This is a genomic window from Catenuloplanes niger (assembly GCF_031458255.1).
GTDB lineage: Bacteria > Actinomycetota > Actinomycetes > Mycobacteriales > Micromonosporaceae > Catenuloplanes > Catenuloplanes niger.
In genome coordinates, this window is record NZ_JAVDYC010000001.1 from 672,880 (window position 1) to 695,314 (window position 22,435).

General features: G+C 72.3%; 18 protein-coding genes. 13 read left to right on the plus strand and 5 right to left on the minus strand.

Annotated features, from left to right (window positions below):
• Positions 1-84 precede the first annotated feature (84 nt).
• Genes J2S44_RS02980 through J2S44_RS02990 form a run of 3 tightly spaced genes read left to right on the plus strand, consistent with a single transcriptional unit; the run spans position 85 to position 2,369 of the window.
• Positions 85-759, plus strand: coding sequence for a RibD family protein (locus tag J2S44_RS02980; RefSeq protein WP_310429458.1), 675 nt, complete (start codon positions 85-87; stop codon positions 757-759).
• A 39-nt stretch (positions 760-798) separates the two neighbouring features.
• Positions 799-1,401 carry an HAD family hydrolase gene (locus J2S44_RS02985; protein WP_310408820.1) on the plus strand — a complete coding sequence of 201 codons (603 nt, stop codon included), beginning with the start codon at positions 799-801 and terminating at the stop codon, positions 1,399-1,401.
• A 17-nt stretch (positions 1,402-1,418) separates the two neighbouring features.
• The gene (locus J2S44_RS02990) at positions 1,419-2,369 is read left to right on the plus strand and encodes a MerR family transcriptional regulator (protein ID WP_310408822.1); all 951 of its coding nucleotides are present in this window, start codon (positions 1,419-1,421) and stop codon (positions 2,367-2,369) included.
• A gap of 205 nt (positions 2,370-2,574) precedes the next feature.
• On the opposite strand, the gene J2S44_RS02995 is transcribed toward J2S44_RS02990, so the two are convergent.
• Entirely contained in the window at positions 2,575-3,546 is a 972-nt protein-coding gene (locus tag J2S44_RS02995) for an ATP-binding cassette domain-containing protein (RefSeq protein WP_310408824.1), read from the minus strand.
• A gap of 92 nt (positions 3,547-3,638) precedes the next feature.
• Between J2S44_RS02995 and J2S44_RS03000 the strand changes: the two genes are divergently transcribed.
• From J2S44_RS03000 to J2S44_RS03015, 4 genes are all read left to right on the plus strand, one after another.
• Positions 3,639-4,736, plus strand: a complete 1,098-nt coding sequence (locus J2S44_RS03000; RefSeq protein ID WP_310408825.1) for a sensor histidine kinase — start codon at positions 3,639-3,641, stop codon at positions 4,734-4,736.
• Positions 4,733-5,335, plus strand: a complete 603-nt coding sequence (locus J2S44_RS03005) for a response regulator (RefSeq protein ID WP_310408826.1) — start codon at positions 4,733-4,735, stop codon at positions 5,333-5,335. Before J2S44_RS03000 ends, J2S44_RS03005 begins: the two co-directional genes overlap by 4 nt.
• 96 nt (positions 5,336-5,431) lie before the next feature.
• Positions 5,432-6,301 (plus strand): cyclase family protein, encoded by an 870-nt coding sequence (locus J2S44_RS03010; protein WP_310408828.1) that lies wholly within the window; start codon positions 5,432-5,434, stop codon positions 6,299-6,301.
• Positions 6,302-6,436: 135 nt separating this feature from the next.
• Complete coding sequence (locus tag J2S44_RS03015; protein WP_310408829.1) at positions 6,437-6,913, plus strand: LURP-one-related/scramblase family protein; 477 nt, start codon at positions 6,437-6,439, stop codon at positions 6,911-6,913.
• 262 nt (positions 6,914-7,175) lie between these two features.
• On the opposite strand, the gene J2S44_RS03020 is transcribed toward J2S44_RS03015, so the two are convergent.
• The 3 genes from J2S44_RS03020 to J2S44_RS03030 are packed head-to-tail and all read right to left on the minus strand — an operon-like array spanning position 7,176 to position 12,878.
• Positions 7,176-8,891: an AIPR family protein gene (locus tag J2S44_RS03020; RefSeq protein WP_310408830.1), complete on the minus strand. Its 1,716-nt coding sequence runs from the start codon at positions 8,889-8,891 to the stop codon at positions 7,176-7,178.
• Positions 8,892-8,901: 10 nt separating this feature from the next.
• A complete protein-coding gene (locus J2S44_RS03025) occupies positions 8,902-12,090 on the minus strand; it encodes a helicase HerA domain-containing protein (protein WP_310408832.1) in 3,189 nt (1,062 codons plus the stop codon).
• The gene (locus J2S44_RS03030; protein ID WP_310408834.1) at positions 12,087-12,878 is read right to left on the minus strand and encodes a hypothetical protein; all 792 of its coding nucleotides are present in this window, start codon (positions 12,876-12,878) and stop codon (positions 12,087-12,089) included. The genes J2S44_RS03025 and J2S44_RS03030 overlap by 4 nt, the downstream gene beginning before the upstream one ends.
• Positions 12,879-12,971: 93 nt before the next feature.
• Between J2S44_RS03030 and J2S44_RS03035 the strand changes: the two genes are divergently transcribed.
• The 4 genes from J2S44_RS03035 (at position 12,972) to J2S44_RS03050 (ending at position 19,176) form a co-directional block, all read left to right on the plus strand.
• Positions 12,972-14,438 carry a hypothetical protein gene (locus tag J2S44_RS03035; protein ID WP_310408835.1) on the plus strand — a complete coding sequence of 489 codons (1,467 nt, stop codon included), beginning with the start codon at positions 12,972-12,974 and terminating at the stop codon, positions 14,436-14,438.
• Between the two features lie 222 nt (positions 14,439-14,660).
• Positions 14,661-15,119: a hypothetical protein gene (locus J2S44_RS03040; RefSeq protein ID WP_310408837.1), complete on the plus strand. Its 459-nt coding sequence runs from the start codon at positions 14,661-14,663 to the stop codon at positions 15,117-15,119.
• A gap of 89 nt (positions 15,120-15,208) precedes the next feature.
• Positions 15,209-16,780: an outer membrane protein assembly factor BamB family protein gene (locus tag J2S44_RS03045; RefSeq protein ID WP_310408840.1), complete on the plus strand. Its 1,572-nt coding sequence runs from the start codon at positions 15,209-15,211 to the stop codon at positions 16,778-16,780.
• 47 nt (positions 16,781-16,827) lie between these two features.
• Complete coding sequence (locus tag J2S44_RS03050; RefSeq protein WP_310408841.1) at positions 16,828-19,176, plus strand: putative bifunctional diguanylate cyclase/phosphodiesterase; 2,349 nt, start codon at positions 16,828-16,830, stop codon at positions 19,174-19,176.
• 8 nt (positions 19,177-19,184) lie between these two features.
• Here the strand turns inward: J2S44_RS03050 and J2S44_RS03055 are convergent, their stop codons facing one another.
• Positions 19,185-20,189, minus strand: coding sequence for a 5'-3' exonuclease (locus J2S44_RS03055; RefSeq protein WP_310408843.1), 1,005 nt, complete (start codon positions 20,187-20,189; stop codon positions 19,185-19,187).
• A 69-nt stretch (positions 20,190-20,258) separates the two neighbouring features.
• On the opposite strand from J2S44_RS03055, the gene J2S44_RS03060 reads away from it, so the two are divergent.
• Both J2S44_RS03060 and J2S44_RS03065 read left to right on the plus strand, forming a co-directional pair.
• On the plus strand, positions 20,259-21,131 hold the full coding sequence (locus J2S44_RS03060; RefSeq protein ID WP_310408845.1) for an alpha/beta fold hydrolase: 873 nt from the start codon (positions 20,259-20,261) through the stop codon (positions 21,129-21,131).
• A 342-nt stretch (positions 21,132-21,473) separates the two neighbouring features.
• Complete coding sequence (locus J2S44_RS03065) at positions 21,474-22,409, plus strand: acyltransferase domain-containing protein (protein WP_310408846.1); 936 nt, start codon at positions 21,474-21,476, stop codon at positions 22,407-22,409.
• Positions 22,410-22,435 lie beyond the last annotated feature (26 nt).

Consider the following 22,435-nt stretch of genomic DNA (forward strand, 5'->3'; position numbering starts at 1 on the left):
TCGTCGCATCGATGCGCGGAGATGGCCACCGTCGCCGGTGACGCGGTCGCCGAGCGCCGCTCCGGCCTCGGGCAGGATGGTGCCGTGACCGAACGCCCGTACGTCCTGCTGAGCTGCGCCGCGTCGATCGACGGCTACATCGACGACGCGAGCCCGGAGCGGCTGCTGCTGTCCGACGACGCCGACTTCGACCGGGTCGACGACGAACGGGCCCGCTGCGACGCGATCCTGGCCGGGCCCACGACGATCCGGAACGACGATCCCCGCCTGCTGGTACGGTCGGCCGCCCGCCGCGACGCCCGGGTGGCCCGCGGCCTGCCGCCGACGCCGGTGAAGGTGACCGTGACCCGGAGCGGCGACCTCGACCCGGCGGCCCGGTTCTTCGCCACCGGCGAGGTGCTCGTCTACGCGGCCACGCCGGTGGTGGAGAGGACCCGCCGGGCCGTGGGCGCGCACGCCACCGTGATCCCCGCGGACGACCTGGAGACCCTGCTGGCGGACCTCGCCGGGCGCGGGATCCGGACGCTGATGGTCGAGGGCGGGTCGGCCATGCACACCTGGTTCCTGACCGCCGGGCTGGTGGACGAGCTGCAGCTGGTGGTCGCGCCGTTCTTCGTCGGCGACTCGCGGGCGCCCCGGTTCGTCGGCGACGGCGCGTTCCCGTGGAACGCGGCGCACCGCGCCCGGCTCGCGGACGTCACGCCGATCGGCGACGCGGTCCTGCTGCGCTACGCGCTCTCCGACCGTACCCGGCCATGACCTGCGGTTCGGGTCCTCCCGGCGGGTATCGTGCGCCGTGTGGAACTCGATCTGCCGCCGGTGGTCTTCGACATCGGCGGGGTGCTCACCACGGCCGAGGGCGGCGTGACCCCGCTCTCCGGCCTGCTCGGCATCCCGCGTGACCGGTTCGCCGAGCCGTACTGGCGGCACCGGGCGGAGTACGACCGCGGTCAGCCGGCCGAGGACTACTGGCGGAAGGTCGCGGCGGACCTCGGCGTCACCTGGCCGGCCGAGGAGATCGCCCGGATCGACGAGTTCGACGCGCGCCGCTGGTCCGAGCCGGCCCCGGGCCGGCTGGAGCTGATCCACACGCTGCAGTCGGCCGGCGTCCGCACCGCGCTGCTGTCCAACGCGCCGGCCTCGATGGCCCGGGTCGCCCGGGAGAGCCGCTGGTCGGCCGGTTTCGACCACCGGTTCTTCTCCTGCGACCTCGGCGTGATCAAACCGGAGCCGGAGATCTACGCCGAGGTGGAGCGGACGCTCGGCACCCACCACCTGATCTTCTTCGACGACCGCCCGCCGAACGTGGCCGCGGCCCGCGACCGCGGCTGGCAGGCGCACGTCTGGACCGGTGTCCCCGCCGCCCGTACCGTTCTCGGGCTTGCGCCTCAAGCGACTTGAGCTCGCATAGTGGCGACATGAACGAGCGGTATGCGATCGGCGACGTCGCCCGGCGGACCGGCCTGAGCGTCAGCGCCATCCGCTTCTACGCGGACGAGGGCATCGTGCTCCCGGCCGGCAGCAACGGCGCCGGACACCGGATGTACGACATCGACGGCATCGCCCGGCTGGAGCTGGTCCGGACGCTGCGCGAACTCGACGCCGGGCTGGACGAGATCCGGCACGTCCTGGCCGGCGAGAAGACACTGCGCGACCTGGCCACCACCCACCTGGAGCTGATCTCCCGGCAGGAGGCGCGGCTCCGCAGCCGCCGCGCCGTGCTCCGCACCATCCTGCGGCAGGGCTCCACCGGCGAACAGGTGACGCTGATGCACAAGCTGGCCGGCATGTCCGACGAGGACCGCGACCGGCTGCTGGACGACTTCTGGGCCGAGGTCAGCACCGGCCTGGAGGTGCCGGAGACGCTGATGGGCTGGTGGCGTTCGGCCCGCCCGCAACTGCCGGACCAGCCCACGACGGCCCAGCTGGAGGCGTGGATCGAACTGGCCGAACTGGTCCGCGACCCGGCCATCCGGGTCGCCGTCCGCCGGCAGCTCCACGAGATCTGCACCACCGGCGCCGGCCCGATGATGACGGCCTCCCCGATGCTGGCCGCGTTCGAGGAGGCCGCGCCGATCGGCCAGGCCGCCATGGACGCCGTCCGCGACGCCGTCCCACCGGACTCCGCCGGCGCCCGCGCGATCGCGGACAGCTGGGTGGGCTGGCTGGCCGCGCTGATCCAGGTTCCCGTCGACGCCGACTTCCGCCGCCAGTGCGCGGACAACATGGTCCTCGCCGACGAGCTGGACACCGGCCCGGACGGCGACGGCCCGTTCGACCGCTACCTGACGCTGGTCTCGGCGATCAGCGAGCCCCAGCCCGGGTTTCCCTACCTCTGGCTGGCCGACGCCATTCGCGCCACGGTCTGACACCCCCGCCGGCGCCCACCGTCCGACCTCTCCGGCCACCTCCCGCGAGCCGCGGCTCGCGGGAGGTGGCCGGGTTCATGGAGGTGGCCGGGTTCGTGGTGAGTGACGCGGGACGTGCAGGGAGGCCGCCCGCGGCCGACCGGTGCCCGCGGGAGCACGCCCGGCGCGACCACGCCGGAAGCGGGCAGAACGGGGTTGTCCGCCGTCAGCGGCGGGGTTCCCAGCGGAACATCCGGGCGGCCAGCGAGATCGCGATGACCACCCAGCTCAGCGTCGGCGCCAGCAGGATCAGCGAGTCGGTGAGCGGGGCGCCGCCGTTCCAGGCGTCGAGCACGAGTTCGGTGGCGGCGCCGCCGGGGAGGAGGCGCTTGAGCAGGGTCAGGTCGGCGGTGCCGGTGATGCCGACCCAGCTGCTGACCGCGATCACGCCGAGGCTGACCGGGAGCGTGGTGACCTGGGCGTGCTCCGGCGAGTTGGTCAGGCCGGCGGTGGCCAGGCTGAGCGCGACCATCATGACCACGGTGGAGAGGACGGCGACGACGAGCAGCGGCGGGCTGGCCGGGAGGTAGTGGGTGGTGAGCACGATGGTGGAGCCGTCCTCGCGGAGCCGGTCGACCGCGGCCCACAGCGCGTCGCGGGACTGGATGTCCAGGCCGGTGGTCGGCTCGTCCAGGAAGATCAGCTCGGGGGCGCCCCAGACCGCGGTGGCGAAGTCGAGCCGGCGTTTCTCGCCGCCGGACAGCTGGGACACCAGCGTCCCGGCCTTGGCGGTGAGGTCGACGATCGCGAGCACCCGGTCGACGGTGTCCTCCCGCCCGGTGAGCCCGCCGATCAGGCGCACCGACTCGCGTACGGTCAGGTCCGGCGTGAAGCCGCTCTCCTGCAGCATGATGCCGATCCGGGGGCGGACGGCGGCACGGTCGCGCGGGCTGGCGCCGAAGACCGTGACCGTGCCCGACGTGGGCGCCCGGTGACCCTCGACGATCTCCAGCGTCGAGGTCTTGCCGGCGCCGTTCGTGCCGAGCAGCGCGTAGAGCTCACCCCGCTCCACGTGGAAGGACAGGTCCCGGACGGCGTGGAAGTCGCCGTAGCGGAGGTTCAGGTGCTGCACGTCGATGACCATGCCGTCCATCTCACCGGTGCGGCGGCGCCACGGGCAGTGCGCTCGCGTCACCACCGGGACATGACGTGGTGTCACTGCCCGGGGCCGCGGGCGGCGCCGATACTGAGCGGTGACTCCGCCACCGGACCGAGGGAAGCCGCATGCGCATGACGTTCGATCGCGCGACCGCGACCCGGGGTCAGCTGCGCACGCTCAACCTGGTCACCGGCCTGCCGCCGATCGTCGGGGCCGGGACGCTGACCCTGGCGCTGGACGCCACGTCCTGGTGGCAGGTGCTGATCCTGTCGACCGGCCTGATCGCGGCGGTGGTGGCGTTCGAGCGGTGGACCGCGAACGACCTGTTCCGGGTGGCGGTGCCGTGTCTGGTGGTGACCGTGGTGGTGTGGCCGGCCGGCGCGCTGTGGCTGGCGAGCCCGAGCGCGTACTTCGGCCTGTGCATCGTGGGCTCGCACCTGGTGCCGCGGCTGCCCCGGTTCCGCCGCGCGGCCGCGATCGCGCTGCCGCTCTACATCGGCGTGGTCGGCGCGCTGCATCCGCTCCTCCACGGCGGCGAGATGCCCGGCACGCTGGTGCGCTACGTGCTGCTGCCGACCGTGGTGACCTCGGTGGTGGCCGGGTTCATGTTCCCGAACAAGCGGTTCTACGACGTGGTGGAGGAACTGGAGGAGTCGCGTGAGCGGGAGGCGGAGCTGGCCGTGGCGCGCGAACGGGTGCGCTTCGCCGGCGACCTGCACGACATCCAGGGGCACACGCTGCACGTGGTGAAGCTGAAGACCGCGCTGGCGCGCAAGCTGATCCGGTCCGACCCGGCGCGGGCCGAGGAGGAACTGCGCGAGATCCACGCGCTGGTCAGTGACACCATCACCCAGACCAGGGAACTGGTGTACGCGAAACGCCGGCTGAACCTGACCGTCGAGCTGGCGAACGCGACGAACCTGTTCGAGGCGGCCGGGATCGCGGTGACCGTGGACGGCGCGGTCGCGGCGGACGCCCGCCCGCTGCTCGGCCAGGTGCTCCGCGAGACCACCACCAACATCCTCCGGCACGCGCAGGCCACCACGGTACGGATCACGCTCACCGGCGCCGGCATCACGATCGTGAACGACGGCGTCCGCGGTCCGGTGGCGGAACCGCGCGGGCTCGCCGCGCTGCGGCAGCGGGTGGCGTCGGACGGCGGCGTGCTGCTCGCGGAGCACCGGGACGGTGTCTTCACCACCGCCGCCACCTGGGAGGACCCGCGATGACGACCGTGGTGCTGGCCGACGACGAGGCGTTGCTGCGCAAGGCGCTGGCCGCGCTGCTGCCGATGGAGGGCGACATCACCGTGCTCGCGGAGGCGTCCGACGGCGCGTCCGCGATCGAGGAGACGCTGCGGCACCGGCCGGACGTGCTGGTCATCGACCTGGAGATGCCGGGGGTGGACGGGCTCGGCGCGGTCGCGGAGATCCGCCGTTCCCGGCCGGACCAGGTGATCCTGATGCTGACCCGGCACGCGCGGCCGGGCGTGCTGCGCAAGGCGCTGAAGCTGGGCGTGCAGGGGTTCGTCAGCAAGGCCGCGGAGCCGGCACACATCACCTCGGTGATCACCACCCTGCACGCCGGCCGGCGCTGGATCGACCCGGACGTGTCCGCGATCGCGGTGATCGACGACTGCCCGCTCACCGACCGCGAACTGGACGTGCTGCGCGAGACGGGCGGTGGCTGGTCGGTGGTGGAGATCGCGGCGCGGCTGCACCTGGCGCCGGGCACGGTCCGCAACTACCTGTCCAGCGCGATGCAGAAGACCCAGACACAGACGCGCCACGAGGCGGCCCGCTACGCGCGGGAACACGACTGGCTCTGACCACCGGAGTCCCGTAGCCGGCACGGAACGCCGGGGTGGCCGGGGCGATCTGCCGGGAAACGGCGCTTTCGGGTGGCCGGGGTAGCGTCACCGGACATGGAGACGTTTCCCACGAACTGGGGGCGCTGGGGCGCGGACGACCAGCTCGGTGCCGTCAATCTCATCACCGGCGAGGTGCGGGCGCGGGCCGCGGCCGAGGCGCGGACCGGACGCACGGTGTCGCTGGCGCGGGTGTCGGCGATCGCGCCGCTGACCGGCGGGCCGACGGCGTCGATGACGGCGGGATCGACGGGCGTGCAGACCGTCATGATGTTCACCGGGGACGCGCCGATGGCGATGGCCGAGGTCATGATCATGACGCCGCACCACCCGGAGATCACCCACCTGGACGGGCTGTCGCACATGGTCGTCGACGGTCAGGTGTACCCGGGGATCGCCCGGTCGGCGAGCTCCGGCCCGGCCGGCGTGCGGCACGGTGCGGCCGACGCGTTCGGCGACGGCATCCTCACCCGGGGCGTGCTGCTCGACCTCGCGCCCGGCGGCGCGCTGCCGGAGCACCACGCGGTGACCGCGGACGACCTGGACGCGGCCGCGAGGCGCGGTGGGGTCGAGGTGCGGTCCGGCGACGCGCTGATCGTCCGCGGCGGCTGGGAGCGGGCGACCGCCGGCGACCGGGACCTGCCCGGCATGACGTCCGGCGCGGTGCGCTGGATGCACGACCACGAGATCTCGCTGTACGGCGGCGACATCGGCGACGCCCGCCCGCCCATCGCCGGCGACGTCCCCGGCGCGCTGCACCGCCTGGCCCTGACCCGGCTGGCCATCCCGCTGCTCGACGGCGTCAACGCGGAGGCGCTCGCCGCGGTCTGCGCCGAACTGGACCGCTACACGTTCATGCTGGTCGTCGGCGCGCCCCGGATCGCCGGCACGACCGGCCTGCCGGTCAACCCGATCGCGGTCTTCTGACCCGGGGCCCGTCCGCGGTCACCGGTCCGCGCGGCTGCGCGCTTCCTGCCGCGCGGCTGCGCGCTCCCTGCCGCGCGGGGCGGGCGGCCCGCACCCTTCGGCGTGGGCCGTGCGTGGCGCCGTTAGCATCGGGGCATGCTGACGGCCAGGAAGACGAGCCTCTGGCGGGACCAGTACGAGATCGGCGCGGACGGCCGGGTGCTGACCACCTGGAGCAACTCGTTCTGGCGACAGGGCGGCGACTTCACCCTGGACGGCCGGTCCTACCGGGTGCGCGGCTCCATCATGGGCCGCACGTTCACGATGACCGAGGACGGCGGCGAGCCGCTCGCCGAGGCCGGCCGCGTCGGCCGTAAGCGCTGGACCGTCACGGCCGGCGGACACACGTACCACTTCCGCCGCGCCTCGTTCTGGAGCGGCGACCAGGAGCTGCACGACGACACCGGCCGGCGGGGCTCGATCCGCCGCACCGGCTTCTGGCGCACCGGCGTCGTCGCCGACCTCCCCGGCCTGCCACCACCGGTCCAGGTCTTCGTCCTCGGCGTCGTCATCTCGATGTGGAACGCCGAACAGACCGCCGCCGCGGCCGGCGCGGGCGGTGCCGGCGGCTGACCGCCACGCTCGCACGACCGCCGACGATCCGGCCATACGTGCCCCGGGATCCCGATGAGGCTGAACGAGCGCCGATCGGCGAGATCCTGGCGAGCCTCGCGGAGCCGGGCTGAGCACCATACGGCTGCCGTTCTCGAACGAGATGCTCCGCGACGCGCGGCCGGTCGCGGACGCGGACGTGGCCGTCTCCAGCGCACTGTGCACGACCGCCGCGGCCGCCCGCCTCTGCCGCCCGCTGCACCGACCCGGCTCGCGACGCCGTTCAGCGCAGTACGGCGTCGCGTACCGCGTCGGCGAAGCGGCGGTTACGAACCATCTCCCCCAAGGGGACCCCGGCGGCCCGTTCCACTGCGATGATGTTGTCGATCACGGGTACGAGCGACGCGAAGGCACGTTCCGCGGCACTCGCGTCCCAGAGTGGATCGAGCAAGCGCCTGCACTGTTCCGCGGCCTGTTTGGGCGCGCTGGCCAGCCGAGCGTCCCCGAGGACGTGCCACCGCAGTGCGGCGAGCAGATGAAAACGTGCGGGCCGAAGCTGCGTCCGGATCCGGCGAGTACGCAACAGCCACTCGATGCGGTAGTGCGCCGACGCCGCGACATAGTACGGGTCCGGGAGCTGGCCCTCCTGGAAGAGTTCGTCGCGCCGTCGTTCCGTGAGATCCCGGTAGTGCCCGACGGCAGCGGGCTCGCCGAGGAACATGGCCGCGTACGCCTTGGTCAGCTGACTCCTGCTGATGACACGAGTCTTCTCCACGTCCGTCCGGGAGGCGTACTGCTTCGAGCGGCGTTCGTAGTACAGCTTTCTGTCCGGCGGTTGCGCACCGAACCAGTCCTCGAGCTTCATGTGGAAGTCCTCACGAGCCGAGAGATCCTCCTCGCTGACCGCGGTCTGCCGGTTGGTGGCCGCAATGATGCCGGCGATGACGGCCTCGTCCTCGCTGTGCACCACCCGGATACTCAACTGCACGTCATCGGTCAGCCGGTCCCGCTCGTCGAAGAGCACGTGGCAGGTCTGACAACCGTTGACCACCTGGAAGTCACGGATGTGCACCTCGTCACCGACGACACGCAGTTTGCGTGTGACGATGGTGATGCCGTTGTTGAGCACCGCGAACCGGCGATGGCCATCCGCATGGCGAATGGTGTCCCGGATCTGGGCGTTGACACCGTTGTAGCCCTGGAAATCCCGCACGTTCTCATGGAAGAGCGCCTTCCGGATGTTACCGGTCGGGTCGGTCAGTACCTTGTCGACGAGTTCACGGGCGGAGATCATGCCGAGTAACGACTCCTCGACCCCGGGCATCTTGAGCAGCGGAAGCTTTTTCGGCATCTCGATCGTGGCGGCCACCGCCTGGGTCGCCCGCTGGTACATCTCGCGAAGCTCGTCACGGGTGACACACCGCACGTCGACAGCGTCGAAAAGCCCCGACCCGAGCAGAGCCCGCTCAGCTGAGGTCGCCTTGCGCCGAAGCATCTCGGCAACCTGCGTGCCGGTGGTCGCGTAGAAGACGTGCAAACGGGGCCGGCCGCCGTCGAACTTGGCGATGTTGTCGTAGACCGCGGCGAGACAGCCGCGCAGATTGTCGATGTCGGACGAGGCCGGGTACGGCAACGGTTTCTTGTCAACGATGTGGACAAGATTGTCCGCCAGATCAGCAATCACTTTCGACTCGAACTTCGGGCTGGTCTTCGCCTGCACCAGAACGATTCGCACATCCAGACTGCCGGCCTGTTCGACCGCGGTACGGACGTCGGCCTCGTCCCGGTACAGGGCGCCGTTGATCTTGATGCCGAACACGTCGATGCCGAGGTCGTTGCCGCCACCCATCCGGAAGACGTCCGGGCTGAAGTCGTCCTCGTGGAAGGTACTCAGCACGCAGTATCCGGCGAATGCCTCGAACGCCTCGTCAGGTGGCAGCGACTGCAGCCCGTGATCTTCCTGGAGACGCTTGACCAAGCTCTCGATGACGATGTCCATCTACTGTCTCCTAGACTGCGCCGGCTTCCGCCTTGGCGCGCACGAGAACTTCCTCCGCGGTCAGCGCACTTCTCGGGTGGTACGAGAGGCACATTGCGGTGGAGACCTTGCGGAACGGTGCTCCCTCGGTGACCGCGTAGAACTGGCCGGAGCGCAGGCGTGAGATGTCGAGAACGGCGCTGCCCTTGGCCGAGGCCACCTCCCGCGCAGCGGCGATCTGTGTCGGACTGTTCAGGAAGCCGAAGAACTGCGTGGCCGCGTTGCCGACGATCCGGTTATGGATGCCCTTCGGAGCCTGGGTGGCGAACATCAGCCCCAGTCCGTACTTGCGCGCCTGACTCGCCAGCGCCAGCGTGCTCTCGGTACAGGCGGTCACCACGCCCGACGGTGCGAACGTCTGCGCCTCGTCCATCACGAAAAGGCCGCCGAGCGGCCGGTCACCCGCCGGATGCTGCTTGATCCAGGCGAACAGCGCCATCTGCAACTGGTTGACGAAACTCTGTCGCATCTCGTCCGTCGGAAGGCCGATCAGGCTGATCACCGACACCCTGGCTCGCTTGCCGGGCGGTGGCGTCAACAACACGCCCGGATCGAGCGGGGTGCCGTCGCCGCCGAACAACGGATCGTTGACCATGGCCGCGCGAAGCGTCTCCGCCATGTCCGCAGCCAGTTCACCCGCCTTACCGAGCGACGTCACGTCGTCCGGAAGATCGGACATCAGGTCGACGAAGTCGCTCAGAGTGCCGTGGTCCGTCCGATGCCCGAAGTAGTCGAGCGCCTGGCGCAGCACGGCTCTGCCGCGGTCTGCCTTCGCGGTGTTCGCCGCCATCCGGGCTCGGGGCGCGAGCGCGGCGACCCCCGCGTCCAGTGCAAGCGCAAACTCGTCCGGTTCGTCGCGTACCGCCGCGAAGTCGGGCAACGGTTGCAGGCTCAGCGGACGGCCGGCACCTCGGCGGGGGGTCCAGATCACCACGTCCGTGTTCGCGAGGTAGTCCCGGGCCCGGGCGGGATCGCCCTCCCGCCACGTGTCGGGCGGATCGGGCCACGGATCACCGAGACGGGCCAGGTCATTGTTCGGATCCAATGCGATGACCGAGACCCCGTGCAGCGCGCACTCCTCCACCAGCCGGCGGATCAGCACGGTCTTCCCCGAGCCGGAGCCCGCGAAGATGACCGCATGCTTTCGGAGCGACTCCAATGGCACCCGCACGCTCGCCCCCGTCTGTTCCTCCGTGCCGAGAAGCAGGTCAGGGATGTGATCTACCGGGGTCTCCTGCCGGGGAACCGAGGGCGCCGCGGATGGGGACGACCCGGTGGAAACCCGTGCCGGACCACCCGAGGGGGACGGAGGATCCGGGTGCGAGACGTCGCCGCCGGGTGGCGGGCCGAAGACCATCCGGAACAATGCGGTCCGTCCGGCAGGGCGACGGGCCAGCAGGAAGTCGGGTAGTTCCGGATCGTCCTCGCTCAACAGCTCGGCGAGGGCCGCAAAAGTACGAAGATCTTCCTCCCTGATCTTCGTGATCACCCCGCCGAGGTCCAGGAACTGCTGCCTCACCCGCTGGCTGACCGGTCCTCTCGGCCAGGCCTCGTTCCGGATCAGGTAAGCGCGCCGACGGTCGACCGACGGGTTCAACCCGGCGAAACCCACCAGCCTTGCCACGCGTGCCTGCACCGCGCGTGCGTTGGTATGGGACAGAGCGCGGAACGACCAGATCGTCTGGTCCTCGGTCTCCTCGTTCAGCGTCTCCCTGAGCCAGGAGTGCACCGACGGGTTGCCTTCACCGCCCGGAAGCACCCGGTAGCGGGCCTGACGATCACCCTGCTCGACCTTCCATGCCTGCAGCCCGGCTTCGAGGAGCCGGGACATCTCGCGGTCCTCGGTCTTCGCGGCGAGTGCCCCGTCGACCTGGGCGGCATCGCGCAGTTCCGCGAACCTGGCGTCGAACCGCGCCAGCCTCTCCCCCGATACCGGTTGGCGGGGCTCCGCGTAGGCCTGGGGCGGCTTCGTCAGGTCGATATCGGAAAGGATCTCGCCACGGGCCAGACAGCGCCGGACGAAATCGTCGGCGCGTTCCATCAGCTGACGGGGTGTGAGGCTACCGGCCACGTCGAACGCATGATCCGGGATCGGCCAGGTCGGATACGGAGGAGAAAACTCGGCCGTGCCGAACAGCGGCGCGAAGCGGACCTCGATCAGCTGCTTCGCGATCTCCTTGGACGGGAGCCGGCTCAACCGCGTCTCGTGCCTGAACCGGCCCGGCACCGACGGAGGTGCGTATTCGTTGATCAGACCCCATGAACTGGGCAGGCAGGCGACCACGATGACCGTACGACGTAGTTTCTCGCGCAGGTCCATCAGGCCGTAGCCGATGTCTTCGGCGAGCGTGACGAGCTCCGGCGAGGCACCGGAATCGGCCGCCGCCCCGGTCTCGGATCGCACATGCGCGAAGATGGGATCGATCTGGTCGACTGCCAGCATCGTCGGGCCGGTCCAGGCCAGCAGCCGGGAGATGCCTGCGCCGACCTCGGCCGGCTCGTCCACCCGGCCGGGAAGCCCCCAGGGACGAAGCTCTTCCCTCTCGATGTCGGGGAGCGACAGCAGCCACGCCTCTCCGAGGTCGCTGATGGTGTCATCGGACGACGCCAGCAGCACGAGCGCGCGGATGACACGTCGACACTCCTGCCCGAGATCGGGGTCCTTCGCACGCACGGCAGCGACGAACGTGTCGAGCACCTCCGGCGTCAGGAGACCCTCTCCGCGCACCGCATGCCGAACCGCGATGGGCACACCCGCGCGGTCACCGAGCCGGTCGAGCAGGATCGAGAGTTGCGAGTACCGATACGAGCCGGAACGGCGCAGTCCGCGCAGGAAGGTGTGCACGGTGCTGGTCCAGAACGATCGACCTTCGGCGATTCCCATCAGAAAGAAGTAGCCGCCCCGCTTCTGCACGCGTTCCCGCGCCCAGCGGAGGAGATGAGTCTTTCCCGCACCGTGTTGCCCCTCGATCACCAAGCCGACCGGGCTCCCCCCGGTGCTGCCGTCGGCGTTCTCGAACGCACGCAGCAGAGCCGCCCCGGCCTCTCCGTTGAGACCGTCCAGGTGGATGTCGAGCGCCGTCCAGACGTCTTCGGGAGTCGGTGCCCAGTCCAGCCGCCGCAACTCGCTGAGGGCACGACGTTGCCGCTGGTCGATCACGACGGGCCGATCGAGATGAGATGCTTGTCCTCTCCGCCGATGGAGATCGCCGCGCTGCGTGCGTCCTGGGTGAGGCCCGCACGGTTGGGATCCGGGTCGAGCTGGATCTCACGCCGTCGGTCCATCTCGACCAGCACCTCGTCGAGCTCGGTGCGGGGCACGTCAGCCAACCGGTCACGCAGCAGCGGAAGCCGGACCACGCTGCCGGGAGGGTCGGCGAGATCCCGGTAGGCGGCCCGCACCTGCTCCTCGATCGGCGGCGGAGCCGGCTGCGTGCCGTCCGGCCCGGGATCGGCGTCCACGTACAGGTCCGCGATCTTGGCGCCGGTGCGTTCCAACAGGAGTGCAACATGACGAAGAGTCGCGTAGTGCAGCCGCCACGCCCCATTCAGGTTCTCCGGCGGCGGAGACGTGAACTCCTCCCGAGCACGGGCCCAGCCCTTGTCCGTGAGCTCGATGAAGATGCGGCCGCGGACCCCCTTCTCCCACGTGATCAGCTTTTCGTTCGCCAACTCGGTTCGGGTAGCTCTGTCGATTTCCACGCGGTAGCCCGCTCTGAGATCTGGATTGGATGTCTTCGTCACCGACACCATCAGTGCAAGCAGGGCCTGGCGGGCCGACGTACCGAGGGCAGCTGTCATGGCGCAGTCTCCGGGTTGGGAACACGACGCCGTCGCGCCGTTAAGGAGCATCTTGGCGGTTTCCAGGGCACGTGGGAAGCCACCCACCTCGCGTCGCCGCATCACCCCTGTCCGGTATCCGATATCAACGAGATCAACCAGCGCCATTGACGTCGGACATCATCACAATGATGTAGACGAGGACGGAAATTCCATTTGCGGGATTTCCGCCTTACCTCTTCGCGCATCCGCCTTCGACTCTTGACTCAGGCTCGGCCGGGGGCGGCGAATCGTGGCGACGCGGACGAGGACAGCCACCGTCACTGCGCATGTGCCGGGCGGCGCGGCCGACTCAAAACTCGTCTGATCTGGCATATTTTGTCGGGCATGATCCTGAGATTTGCGCTGGTGGCGGGCTTTGCCGCCGCCACCGCGAGCGCGACAGCACCACAGCCCAGCGCATCCGCCGACGCGGCCGTGAAACCGCCCACCGCCACGGCACGTGCCGTCGTCGTGGAGCCGGTGGCGAGCACGACCGACACGCCCGCCGCGGCGGGACCGCCGGCCGCGCAGGTGGCGGGGATGACGGGTGGGCGGGTGCCGGATCCGCCGGTGGACGTGGTGGCGGTGGCGGGTGTGGCGTCGATCCGGGTGAGCTGGCAGAACCCGCCGGTCGAGACCGGGGTGTCGCACTATGTGGCGCGGGCGGAGCCGGGTGGTGGGACGTGCGGCACGCTGGACTGGCGGACGTTCGGGTGCGTGCTCGGCGTGCGGGCCGGGGCGTCCTATCGGGTCGGTGCGCGGTCGAACGGGACGAGTGCGCCCGCCTACGCGCCGGGCCGGGTGACTCCGCGCGCGCCGCGAGCTCCGGGTCGCGTACCGGCGGCGGCTTTGGATCTTGAAGTGCGGCGGGACGGTGGGCGGACCGAGGTCGGTGCGGACGGATTCCTGCCGCACTCGTCGGTGGCGCTGGCCGGTTATCGCGCGGACGGTTGGCGGGCGAGGTGGGCGGCGGCGCCGATGCCGGCGGCGGACGCGGACGGGCGGCTGACCGCGGTGGTGAGGCCGCCGGACGGGGTGGTCACGATGCTCGCGCACGGGGCCGATCCGGCCGGGGAGCCGCGCACGCTGACCGCGACGGTGCCCGGGAACCCCGGTGGCGGCGGTGGCCCGGCGGGCACCGGCGAGGGCCTGGCGGGCACCGGCGGGCGGGTGACGGTGCCGCTGGTGACCGGCCTGGCGCTGATCGCCCTCGGCACACTGGCGCTCGCCGTCACCAGCGGTGGCCGGACCCGCACCGGCAACGCGACCGGCCGGGACGACGCGACCCGCTCGGGAGCGGCAACCCACGCGGGAACGGCAACCCACGCGGGAACAGCGACCCACGCGGGAACAGCGACCCACGCGGGAACAGCGACCCACGCGGGAGCAGCAACCGACGCGGGCGAACCGGCCCACGAGGGAGCAGCAACCGATGCGGGTGAACCGGCCCTCGCGGGAACAGCAGCTGATGCGGGAACAGCGACCCACGCGGGCGATGCGGCCCGCGAGGGGGAAGCGGCCGCGGACGAGAAGGGCCACGCCGGCGAAGCGGCCCGCGCCGGAGAGGCGGCCGCGAAGGACCGGGTCCCGGCGGGGGAAGCGGCCCGCACGCGCGACGAGGCGCGCGCGGAGAGCGAAAGGCGGGCGGAGAGCGAAAGGCGGGCGGACGCCGACCGCGGCGCTTGACGGATGAGCCGCCGGGACCGGGGCGGTGACGACCGGTTCGGTGAACGCGGGTGCCGCCGCGTGGCCGGCCGCTCACGCGGGACGCTTTCGAACCGTCCGGACCGCCGGACATCCGCCGTACGGCCAGTTTCCGCGGGTTCGCCGGTGGCGCGCCGGGTGGCGGGGCTGAGCTGTGGGGGCCGGGCCGGCGGGTCCGGCGATCATCGGTGACAGGGGGACGAGATGAAGGCCATCGCGGCAATCGCGGCGGGGGTGCTGGCGGGGACGCTGAGCGCGACGGCGGCGTTGGCGGGGCCGCTGCCGGTGCCGACCGCGACGATCACCAAGCCGGCCGGGCCGCTGACGAAACCGTCGCTGCACGGCGAGCCGGTGCCGATCGCGTTCGCGGGCAAGGGTGTGCAGGCCGGGAAGACGGTGTCGGGCACGCGGTACCGGTGGACCGCGTACGGCACCGGCGGCGTGAAGAAGGTGCTGTGCACCGGTAGTTCGGTGCCGCAGCGGGGGCCGATCGACGACAAGATCGCCATCTACCGCAACTGCGCGAGCTTCACCGCGGAGCTCGGCATGCTGTACGGCGACGTCACGTCGACGACCTGGACGGTCCGGCTGGAGGTCTTCGGCACGTCCGGCGCGCCCGGCGTGGACAAGGAGAAGGTGAAGCTGGTCTACGTGGCACTCTGAGGGTGCAGACATCGAACATGATCGTCATTTAGCCTGTGCGAGGCGGTCCCTTGTGGCGCACGCCACACCGCCGCACGGGGGTGATGGACATGCGATACCTGCACCGTTTCGCCGCGATCGCGGCCTTGGTGCCACTGCTCGCGGTCACCGCGGACCCGGCCGCCGCGGTGCCGCGGGGCTCCGGTGACTGGCCGACCTGGCAGGGTGACCTGCGCGGCTCCCGGCACAATCCGGATGAGCGGCGGATCACCCCGGCCACCGTGGGCTCGCTGAAGCTGAAGTGGGCGTTCGCGTACCCGGACAGCGAGATGCCGGCGAAGAGCCAGCCCGCGGTCGTGGACGGCGTCGTCTACGTCGGCGGGCCGGACGGCGTGTTCTACGCGCTGGACGCGCGGACCGGCGCGACCCGGTGGACGTTCGCGACGAGCTCGGTCGACCCGGCGGCCGGCGTCGGGTTCGTGCTGGACGGGCCCACGGTGGTGGACGGCCGGGTCTTCTTCGGTGACAGCCGCGGCTACGTCTACGCGCTCGACGCGCGGACCGGGCGGGTCCGGTGGGCGCGCGACACGGAGACGCACCCGGCCGGCATCCACACCAGTTCGCCGCTCCACTACGACGGCAAGATCTACATCGGCGCGTCCAGCGGGGAGAACACCGGTGGCGCCGACTATCCGTGCTGCACGTTCCGCGGGCACATCGACGCGCTGGACGCGCGGACCGGCGCGGTGGTCTGGCGCTACTACACGGTGCCGGAGCCGCGGCGGGTGGGCACCTGGCCGAGCGGCGCGGCCCGGTTCGAGCCGTCCGGCGCCGGCGTCTGGAGTTCCCCGGTCATCGACCCCAGGACCGGCACGCTGTACGTCGGTACGGGCCAGAACTACACCGGCAGCGCGGGCGACTTCGACTCGCTGTTGGCGCTGGACGCGCGGACCGGTGCGGCGCGGTGGAAGCAGCAGGTGACGGACGCGGACACCTGGCGGGCGCTGTGCAACGAACCGGACGCTGCCGGGTACTGCCCGGGGCTGGCCGACGGCACCGCGCTGGACTACGACATCGGCGCGACGCCGAACCTGTTCCGGGCCGGCGGGCGCACCATGGTCGGCGTCGGCCAGAAGAGCGGCGTCTACCACGTGTTCGACGCGGCGACCGGCGCGGTGTCCTGGCGGCGGCAGCTGTCCGAGCCGTTCCCGAGCGGCGGCATCTCCGGCATCCAGTGGGGCAGCAGCTACGACGGGCAGCGGCTGTACGTGGCCACCTGGTTCGCGGATCCGGGCACGCTGTTCGCGCTGAACCCGGCGGACGGCGCGCTGCTGTGGCAGACGCCGAACCCGGCGGACGGCTGCACCACCGGTGGCTCGGCCGCGTTCCCGGACGTGTGCGCGCTCGCCCACACGCCGGCCGTGACGACCAGCCCGGGCCTGGTGTACGAGGGCAGCCAGGACGGCAAGATGCGGATCTACTCGGCCCGGACCGGCGAGGTGCGGTGGCAGTTCGACACGGTCCGCGAGTTCGCCGGGGTGAACGGGCTGACCGGCTTCGGCGGCGGCGTCTCCGGCAACGGCGGTGCCGTGGTGTCGAACGGCATGGTCTACGTGCAGGTCGGCTACTACCCGACGTACGCCAGCCCGCATGGGCACGTATTGCTGGCATTCGGGTTGTAAGTCGGATTCCCCGGTGCCGGCAACCCGGACGACCGACAATCGACCGGGTGAGCAACGCGCGGTGGGCCCTGCTCGCGGGGCTGCTCCTGGTCGCCGTCGCGCCCCTGCTGCCCGCGGCCGGGCAGCAGGTGGCGTTCGCGGTGCTCGCCTCGGCCGCGTCCGTCACCGCGGTGCGCCGGGCCCGCCGCGACCCGGCCCGCCCGGCCGCGTGGTGGCTGCTCGGCGCGGCCACCGCGACCGGCGCGGTGTGCAGCGCGGCCTGGGCGCTCGCGTTCGCGGCCGGCACACCGCCGGCCGGCTTCTCCGTGATCGACGCCGCCTATGTCGGGATGTACCTGCTGGTGGGCACGGCGCTGCTGATGTTGGCCGCCGGGCGTGGCCCACGGCTGGCCGGCGTGGTCGAGGCGGGCGTGGTGGTGTGCACCGCGATGCTGCTCGGCTGGTTCGCGCTGTACGACCCGCTCATCCACGAGGCCGGCACCTGGCACGGCATGACCGGGGCCATGGTGTACCCGCTGCTGGACCTCTTCCTGGTGTTCGCCGTCGTGCGGCTGGTCGCGGTCGTCGGCCGGCTCACCGTCAAACACGTGTTCCTGCTGCTCGCGGTCGCCTCCGTGACGGTCGCGGACGTCTCGTACTTCACCTCGGTGTTCCGCGGTGAAGGGTGGCACGGGCCGGCCATCAGCGCGGCCGGCTGGTCGCTGTTCCACCTGATGCTGAGCGCGGCCGCGGGTTACCCGTCGCCGCCGGACACCGGGCAGGGCCGGATCGTGCCGAGCCGCGGCGTGGCCGCGCTCTACGTGACGCTCGTGGTGATCAACCCGGCCGTCACCGCGGTCGCGTTCCTGCTGGACCTCAGCGAGCGCGAGTTCGCGCCGATCGACGTGATGCTGCCGATGACCATCACGTCCGTCGTCGGCATGCTGCTGGTGCTCCGCCTGAACCACACCCAGCAGCGGTTGGCGCGGCTGGCGCTGCGCGACGAGCTGACCGGGCTGCCGAACCGTGTGCAGCTGGAGCTGTGGCTGGCCCGTGCCCGGCGCGGCAGTCTGCTGGTGCTCGACCTCGACGACTTCAAGCACGTCAACGACAGCCTCGGCCACACGGCCGGCGACGCACTGCTGGTCACCGTGGCCGGCCGGCTGCGCGCGGTGGTGCACGGCCACGGCCAGCTGGCCCGACTCGGCGGCGACGAGTTCGCGATCCTGGCCGACCCGGCGGACCGCCCCGCCGGGGGCGGCCCGGCGGCGAGCGACCCACCTCGGCGCCGCCCGGTCCGCGGCCGCGCGGCCGAGAACGGCCGGGTCGGCGGCCGTACGACCGGAAACGGCCCGGTCGGCGGCCACGCGGCAGGGAACGGCCCGGTCGGGGACGGCGCGGTCGATGCGGCCGGAGGCGGCCGGGCCGACGCGCCGGTGACCGCGCTGGCCGACCGGGTCCGCGCCGCGCTGCGTGAGCCGGTCGACGTGGCCGGGCACCGGCTGCACCTGACGGTCAGCATCGGGGTGCGGCGGCTGGACCACAGCCCCGGCGCGCTCGGCGACGCCGACCTCGCGCTCTACGCGGCGAAGGCGGCCGGCAAGGACCGCGCGGTGGTGTACGAGGCCGCGCTGCGGGAGACCCGGCTGCGGCGGCTCGCGATCGTGGAGCGGCTGCGCACCGCGCTGCTCACCGACGAGATCACGGTGCACTACCAGCCGATCGTGACGCTGCGGACCGGCCGCGTCGACGCGGTGGAGGCGCTGGTGCGCTGGCAGGCGCTGCCGCCGGACGCGTTCATCCCGGCGGCCGAGGACAGCGGGCTGATCGTGCCGCTCGGCGAGCAGGTGCTGCGGGCCGCCTGCCGCGCGGCCGCGCCGTGGCACGCCCGGCACGGCACGTCCGTCACCGTGAACGTCTCACCGCGTCAGCTGCGCGAGCCGGACTTCGCGGTCACGGTCCGGCGCGCGCTGCTCGACTCCGGCCTGCCCGCGACCGCGCTGATCCTGGAGATCACCGAGGGTGTGCTGGTCGGCTCCGCGCTCACCACCGCGCACCTGAACGAGCTGCGCCAGGACGGCGTCCGGGTCGCGGTCGACGACTTCGGCACCGGCTACTCGTCGCTGGCCTACCTGCGTGACCTGCCGATCGACATCCTGAAGATCGACCGCTCGTTCCTGCGTCCCGGCCCGGCCTCGGAACCCATGATCCGCGCGGTCGTCGACCTGGCGCACAGCCTCGGTCTGGTGACGGTCACCGAGGGCGTGGAGACCGCGGAGCAGGCCGCCGTGCTGGTCGCGCTCGGCTGCGACCGGGGCCAGGGCTGGCACTTCGGCCGCCCGTCCCCGGCCGAGCAGGTGACGGCACTGCTGGAGACCGGCACGGGCGCCCGGCTCATCGACCGGGAAGCGCCGTGACCGGGTGATCAGAACAGCGACAGCTGACCCGGGGTCGGCTCGCGGCGGTGGCGCACCGGGCGGCGGAAGACCGGCGGGTGCGGCTCGGCCACGCGGGGCGTCGGCGTGCGGCGCGCGGTCAGCGACCAGAGCGCCGGGCCGAGCGTGAGCCCGCCGCCGATGCCGAGCGCGGCGCGGACCCGCCCGGTGTCCAGCGGGAGGCGCGCGCCGTCCAGGTGCGGGATGGGCAGGTCGGCGCGCATGCGCATCAGGCGGCGGTTGCGGGCGACGACGTCGCGGGACTCGGGCGCGGCGAGCCGGCCGGCCGCCACGTCGCCCACGGCCGCGCGGACCGCGTGGCCACCGGCGGTGTCCAGGTCGGCCCAGGCCGCGTCGACCGTGCCGAGCGCGGCGAGCAGCCGGGCGGAGATCGCGGCACCGAAACCGCGCACGCCGGGCAGGTTGTCGGACGGGTCGCCGCGCAGCGCCGCGTAGTCGAGGTACTGGTGCGGGTGCACGCCGCACAGCTCGTGCAGGCCGGCCGCGTCGATCAGCACGGCCTCGTCGAAGCCGCCGTTGCGCAGCCGCAGCACCGAGGTGGTCTCGTCGATCAGCGCGAACGCGTCCCGGTCGCTGGTCATCAGGATCGCCCGCCACCCGGCCCGGCGGGCGTGCGCGGCGGAGCTGGCCAGCACGTCGTCGGCCTCGAAACCGGCCGGGATCACGGTGCACAGCCCGGCGGCCGCGAGCAGCTCCGGCGCGGCGGCCAGCTGGGCGACCAGATCACCGGGTTTGTCCGGGCGCTGCGCCTTGTAGGCCGGGTAGTCGGCGCGGCGTTCCGACGAGACCGGGCAGTCGAACCCGACCACGATCGCGTCCGGCCGCAGCCGGGAGACGGCCCGTGCCGCGTACCGGGCGAAGCCCCGCAGCGCCCACGCCTCCAGATCGCCCGGGTCGGCCGCGCCCGCGTGATAGGTGCGGTGGATCAGACTGTTCCCGTCCAGCACGAGCAGCAGCGGAGACGGGTTCGGCACCCGAAGAGCCTACCCCCTTCCGCGTGTACGGCCCCCCGCCCGCACCCGGGCGGACGTAGGCTCGGCGGCATGACGACGCAGACGCGGACGCTCGCCGTGCCCGGCGCGGAGCTGGCCTACGACGTGCGCGGGCCGCTGCCCACCACGGACGGCCGCCCGGTGCTCCTGATGATCGGCCAGCCGATGACGGCGGACGGCTTCGAGGCGCTCGCCGGCCACTTCACGGACCGGACCGTGGTCACGTACGACCCCCGCGGGCTGGGCCGGAGCGTGCGCACCGATGGCGAGGTGACGCACACGCCGCAGCGGCAGGCGGCGGATCTGCACCTGCTGATCGAGGCGCTGGGCGCCGGGCCGGTCGAGATCTTCGCCAGCAGCGGCGGCGCGGTGACCGGGCTGGAGCTGGTGGCACGCCACCCGGGCGACGTGCGCACGCTGGTGGCGCACGAGCCGCCGCTCAACTCGGTGCTGCCGGACGCGGCCGCGGCCGAGCGGGCCCGGGCCGGGTTCCACGACGCGTACCAGAAGAGCGGCTGGGGCGCCGGGATGGCCGCGTTCATGGTGATGACGTCCTGGCAGGGCGAGTTCACCGACGAGTACTTCGCACAGCCCGCACCGGACCCGGCCGCGTTCGGGATGCCGGCCGACGACGACGGCACGCGGGAGGACCCGCTGCTGTCCGCGGCCTCGTGGGCGGTCTCCGACTACCGGCCGGACGTGGCCGCGCTGACGGCCGCGCCGACCCGGGTGGTGATCGCGGTCGGCGAGGAGACCGGCAACACCTACACCGGCCGGACCGCGCTCGCCACCGCGGCGCTGCTCGGCCAGGGCGCGACCGTGTTCCCGAGCCACCACGGCGGTTTCCTCGGCGGCGAATTCGGCTACGCGGGCAAGCCGCCGGAGTTCGCGGCGCGGCTGCGCGAGGTGCTCGCCAACGCCTGACCGCCCGCGCCGGGGCGTCCGCACCGCGGCTCCGGACCCGCCCGCCACGGCATGCGCGCTCCGGATACCGCGCATGGCGCCGACCGTCGCCGCGCGGGCACCACCGCGGGCACAGACCGCACGAGCACAACTGCCGGCACGGACCGCACGGGCACGACCACAAGCGCAGACCGCACGGACACGGACCGCGGACACGGACCGCGCGGGCACGAACCGCGCAGGCACGAACCGCGCAGGCACGAACCGCACGGGCACGAACCGCACGGGCACGAACCGCGCGTGACGTTCGGTTGACCGCCGGCCCGCACGCGGCGGTGGTCGGCGGCCGATACGGTGCTCCGCATGGATTTCGACGACATCGCGGGCCGGCTCGGTGTGCCGGTCGAGGAGATCGCCCGGGTGGACCGGCTCGCCGGTGACCGGCCGTCCGCGCCGCTGCCCGACCGTGCCGACGCGCCCGCGCTGCTGGAGCGGCTCGCGGTGCGGCCGGACGACGCCGCGGAGATCATGGCGGGCTGGCCCTCGGAGTCGTGGCCGCCGGAGCTGCGCTGGCTGCTCGACCGGTCGATCGCGCTGGTCCGCGCGGACCTCGGCGGCTACGACTGGCTGGCACCCGGCCCGGAGCTGCCGCGTGACCGGGGCCCGGCCTGGCGGCACCTCTACGTGTACGCGTACCTGGCGCTGACCGGCGTCGCGCTCGGCTACCACCGCGAGCATGACATCCCCGAGGCCGTGTCCTGGGCGACGCTGGCCGACCTGGGCCGCAACCTCGCGATCGACCGGCGGATGAACCGCGAGGGCTGGCCGGTCATGCAGGCCTGGCTGACGCTGCACGTGCGCGGCGGCCTCTACGAGCTGGGCCGGCTCCAGGCCCACCGCGGCGACGGCACCATCGGCCTGCACATCCCGGACTCGGGGCCGCTCACCCCGGCGGCGATCACGGCGTCGCTCGACGAGGCCCGCGCGTTCTTCCCGCGGCACTTCCCGGACGAGACCTACACTGCGTTCTCCTGCGGTTCCTGGCTGCTCGACCCGCAGCTGCGCGAGTACCTGCCGGCGGACTCCAACATCATCCGGTTCCAGGACCGGTTCACGCTCGACCCGTACGAGGAGCCGGAGGGTCTGGACGCCGACCTCGAGGTGCGCCGCTTCGTGTTCCGCACGCTGACCACGCCGCTCGACCGGCTGCCCCGGGACAGCGTGCTGCAGCGCGCGATCGTCGACCACCTGCGCTCCGGCCGGCACTGGCAGTGGCGCCGCGGCACCTTCCCGATCTAGGTCGCCGGCCTCCGGCGTACTGCTAG

Excerpts from the sequence above, each read along its gene's own strand:
- J2S44_RS02990 (WP_310408822.1), top strand. The coding sequence starts at position 1,419 with ATGAACGAGCGGTATGCGATCGGCGACGTCGCCCGGCGGACCGGCCTG.
- J2S44_RS03000 (WP_310408825.1), top strand. The coding sequence starts at position 3,639 with ATGACGTTCGATCGCGCGACCGCGACCCGGGGTCAGCTGCGCACGCTC.
- J2S44_RS03005 (WP_310408826.1), top strand. The coding sequence starts at position 4,733 with ATGACGACCGTGGTGCTGGCCGACGACGAGGCGTTGCTGCGCAAGGCG.
- J2S44_RS03010 (WP_310408828.1), top strand. The coding sequence starts at position 5,432 with ATGGAGACGTTTCCCACGAACTGGGGGCGCTGGGGCGCGGACGACCAG.
- J2S44_RS03015 (WP_310408829.1), top strand. The coding sequence starts at position 6,437 with ATGCTGACGGCCAGGAAGACGAGCCTCTGGCGGGACCAGTACGAGATC.
- J2S44_RS03020 (WP_310408830.1), bottom strand. The coding sequence starts at position 8,891 with ATGGACATCGTCATCGAGAGCTTGGTCAAGCGTCTCCAGGAAGATCAC.
- J2S44_RS03030 (WP_310408834.1), bottom strand. The coding sequence starts at position 12,878 with ATGGCGCTGGTTGATCTCGTTGATATCGGATACCGGACAGGGGTGATG.
- J2S44_RS03040 (WP_310408837.1), top strand. The coding sequence starts at position 14,661 with ATGAAGGCCATCGCGGCAATCGCGGCGGGGGTGCTGGCGGGGACGCTG.
- J2S44_RS03045 (WP_310408840.1), top strand. The coding sequence starts at position 15,209 with ATGCGATACCTGCACCGTTTCGCCGCGATCGCGGCCTTGGTGCCACTG.
- J2S44_RS03060 (WP_310408845.1), top strand. The coding sequence starts at position 20,259 with ATGACGACGCAGACGCGGACGCTCGCCGTGCCCGGCGCGGAGCTGGCC.
- J2S44_RS03065 (WP_310408846.1), top strand. The coding sequence starts at position 21,474 with ATGGATTTCGACGACATCGCGGGCCGGCTCGGTGTGCCGGTCGAGGAG.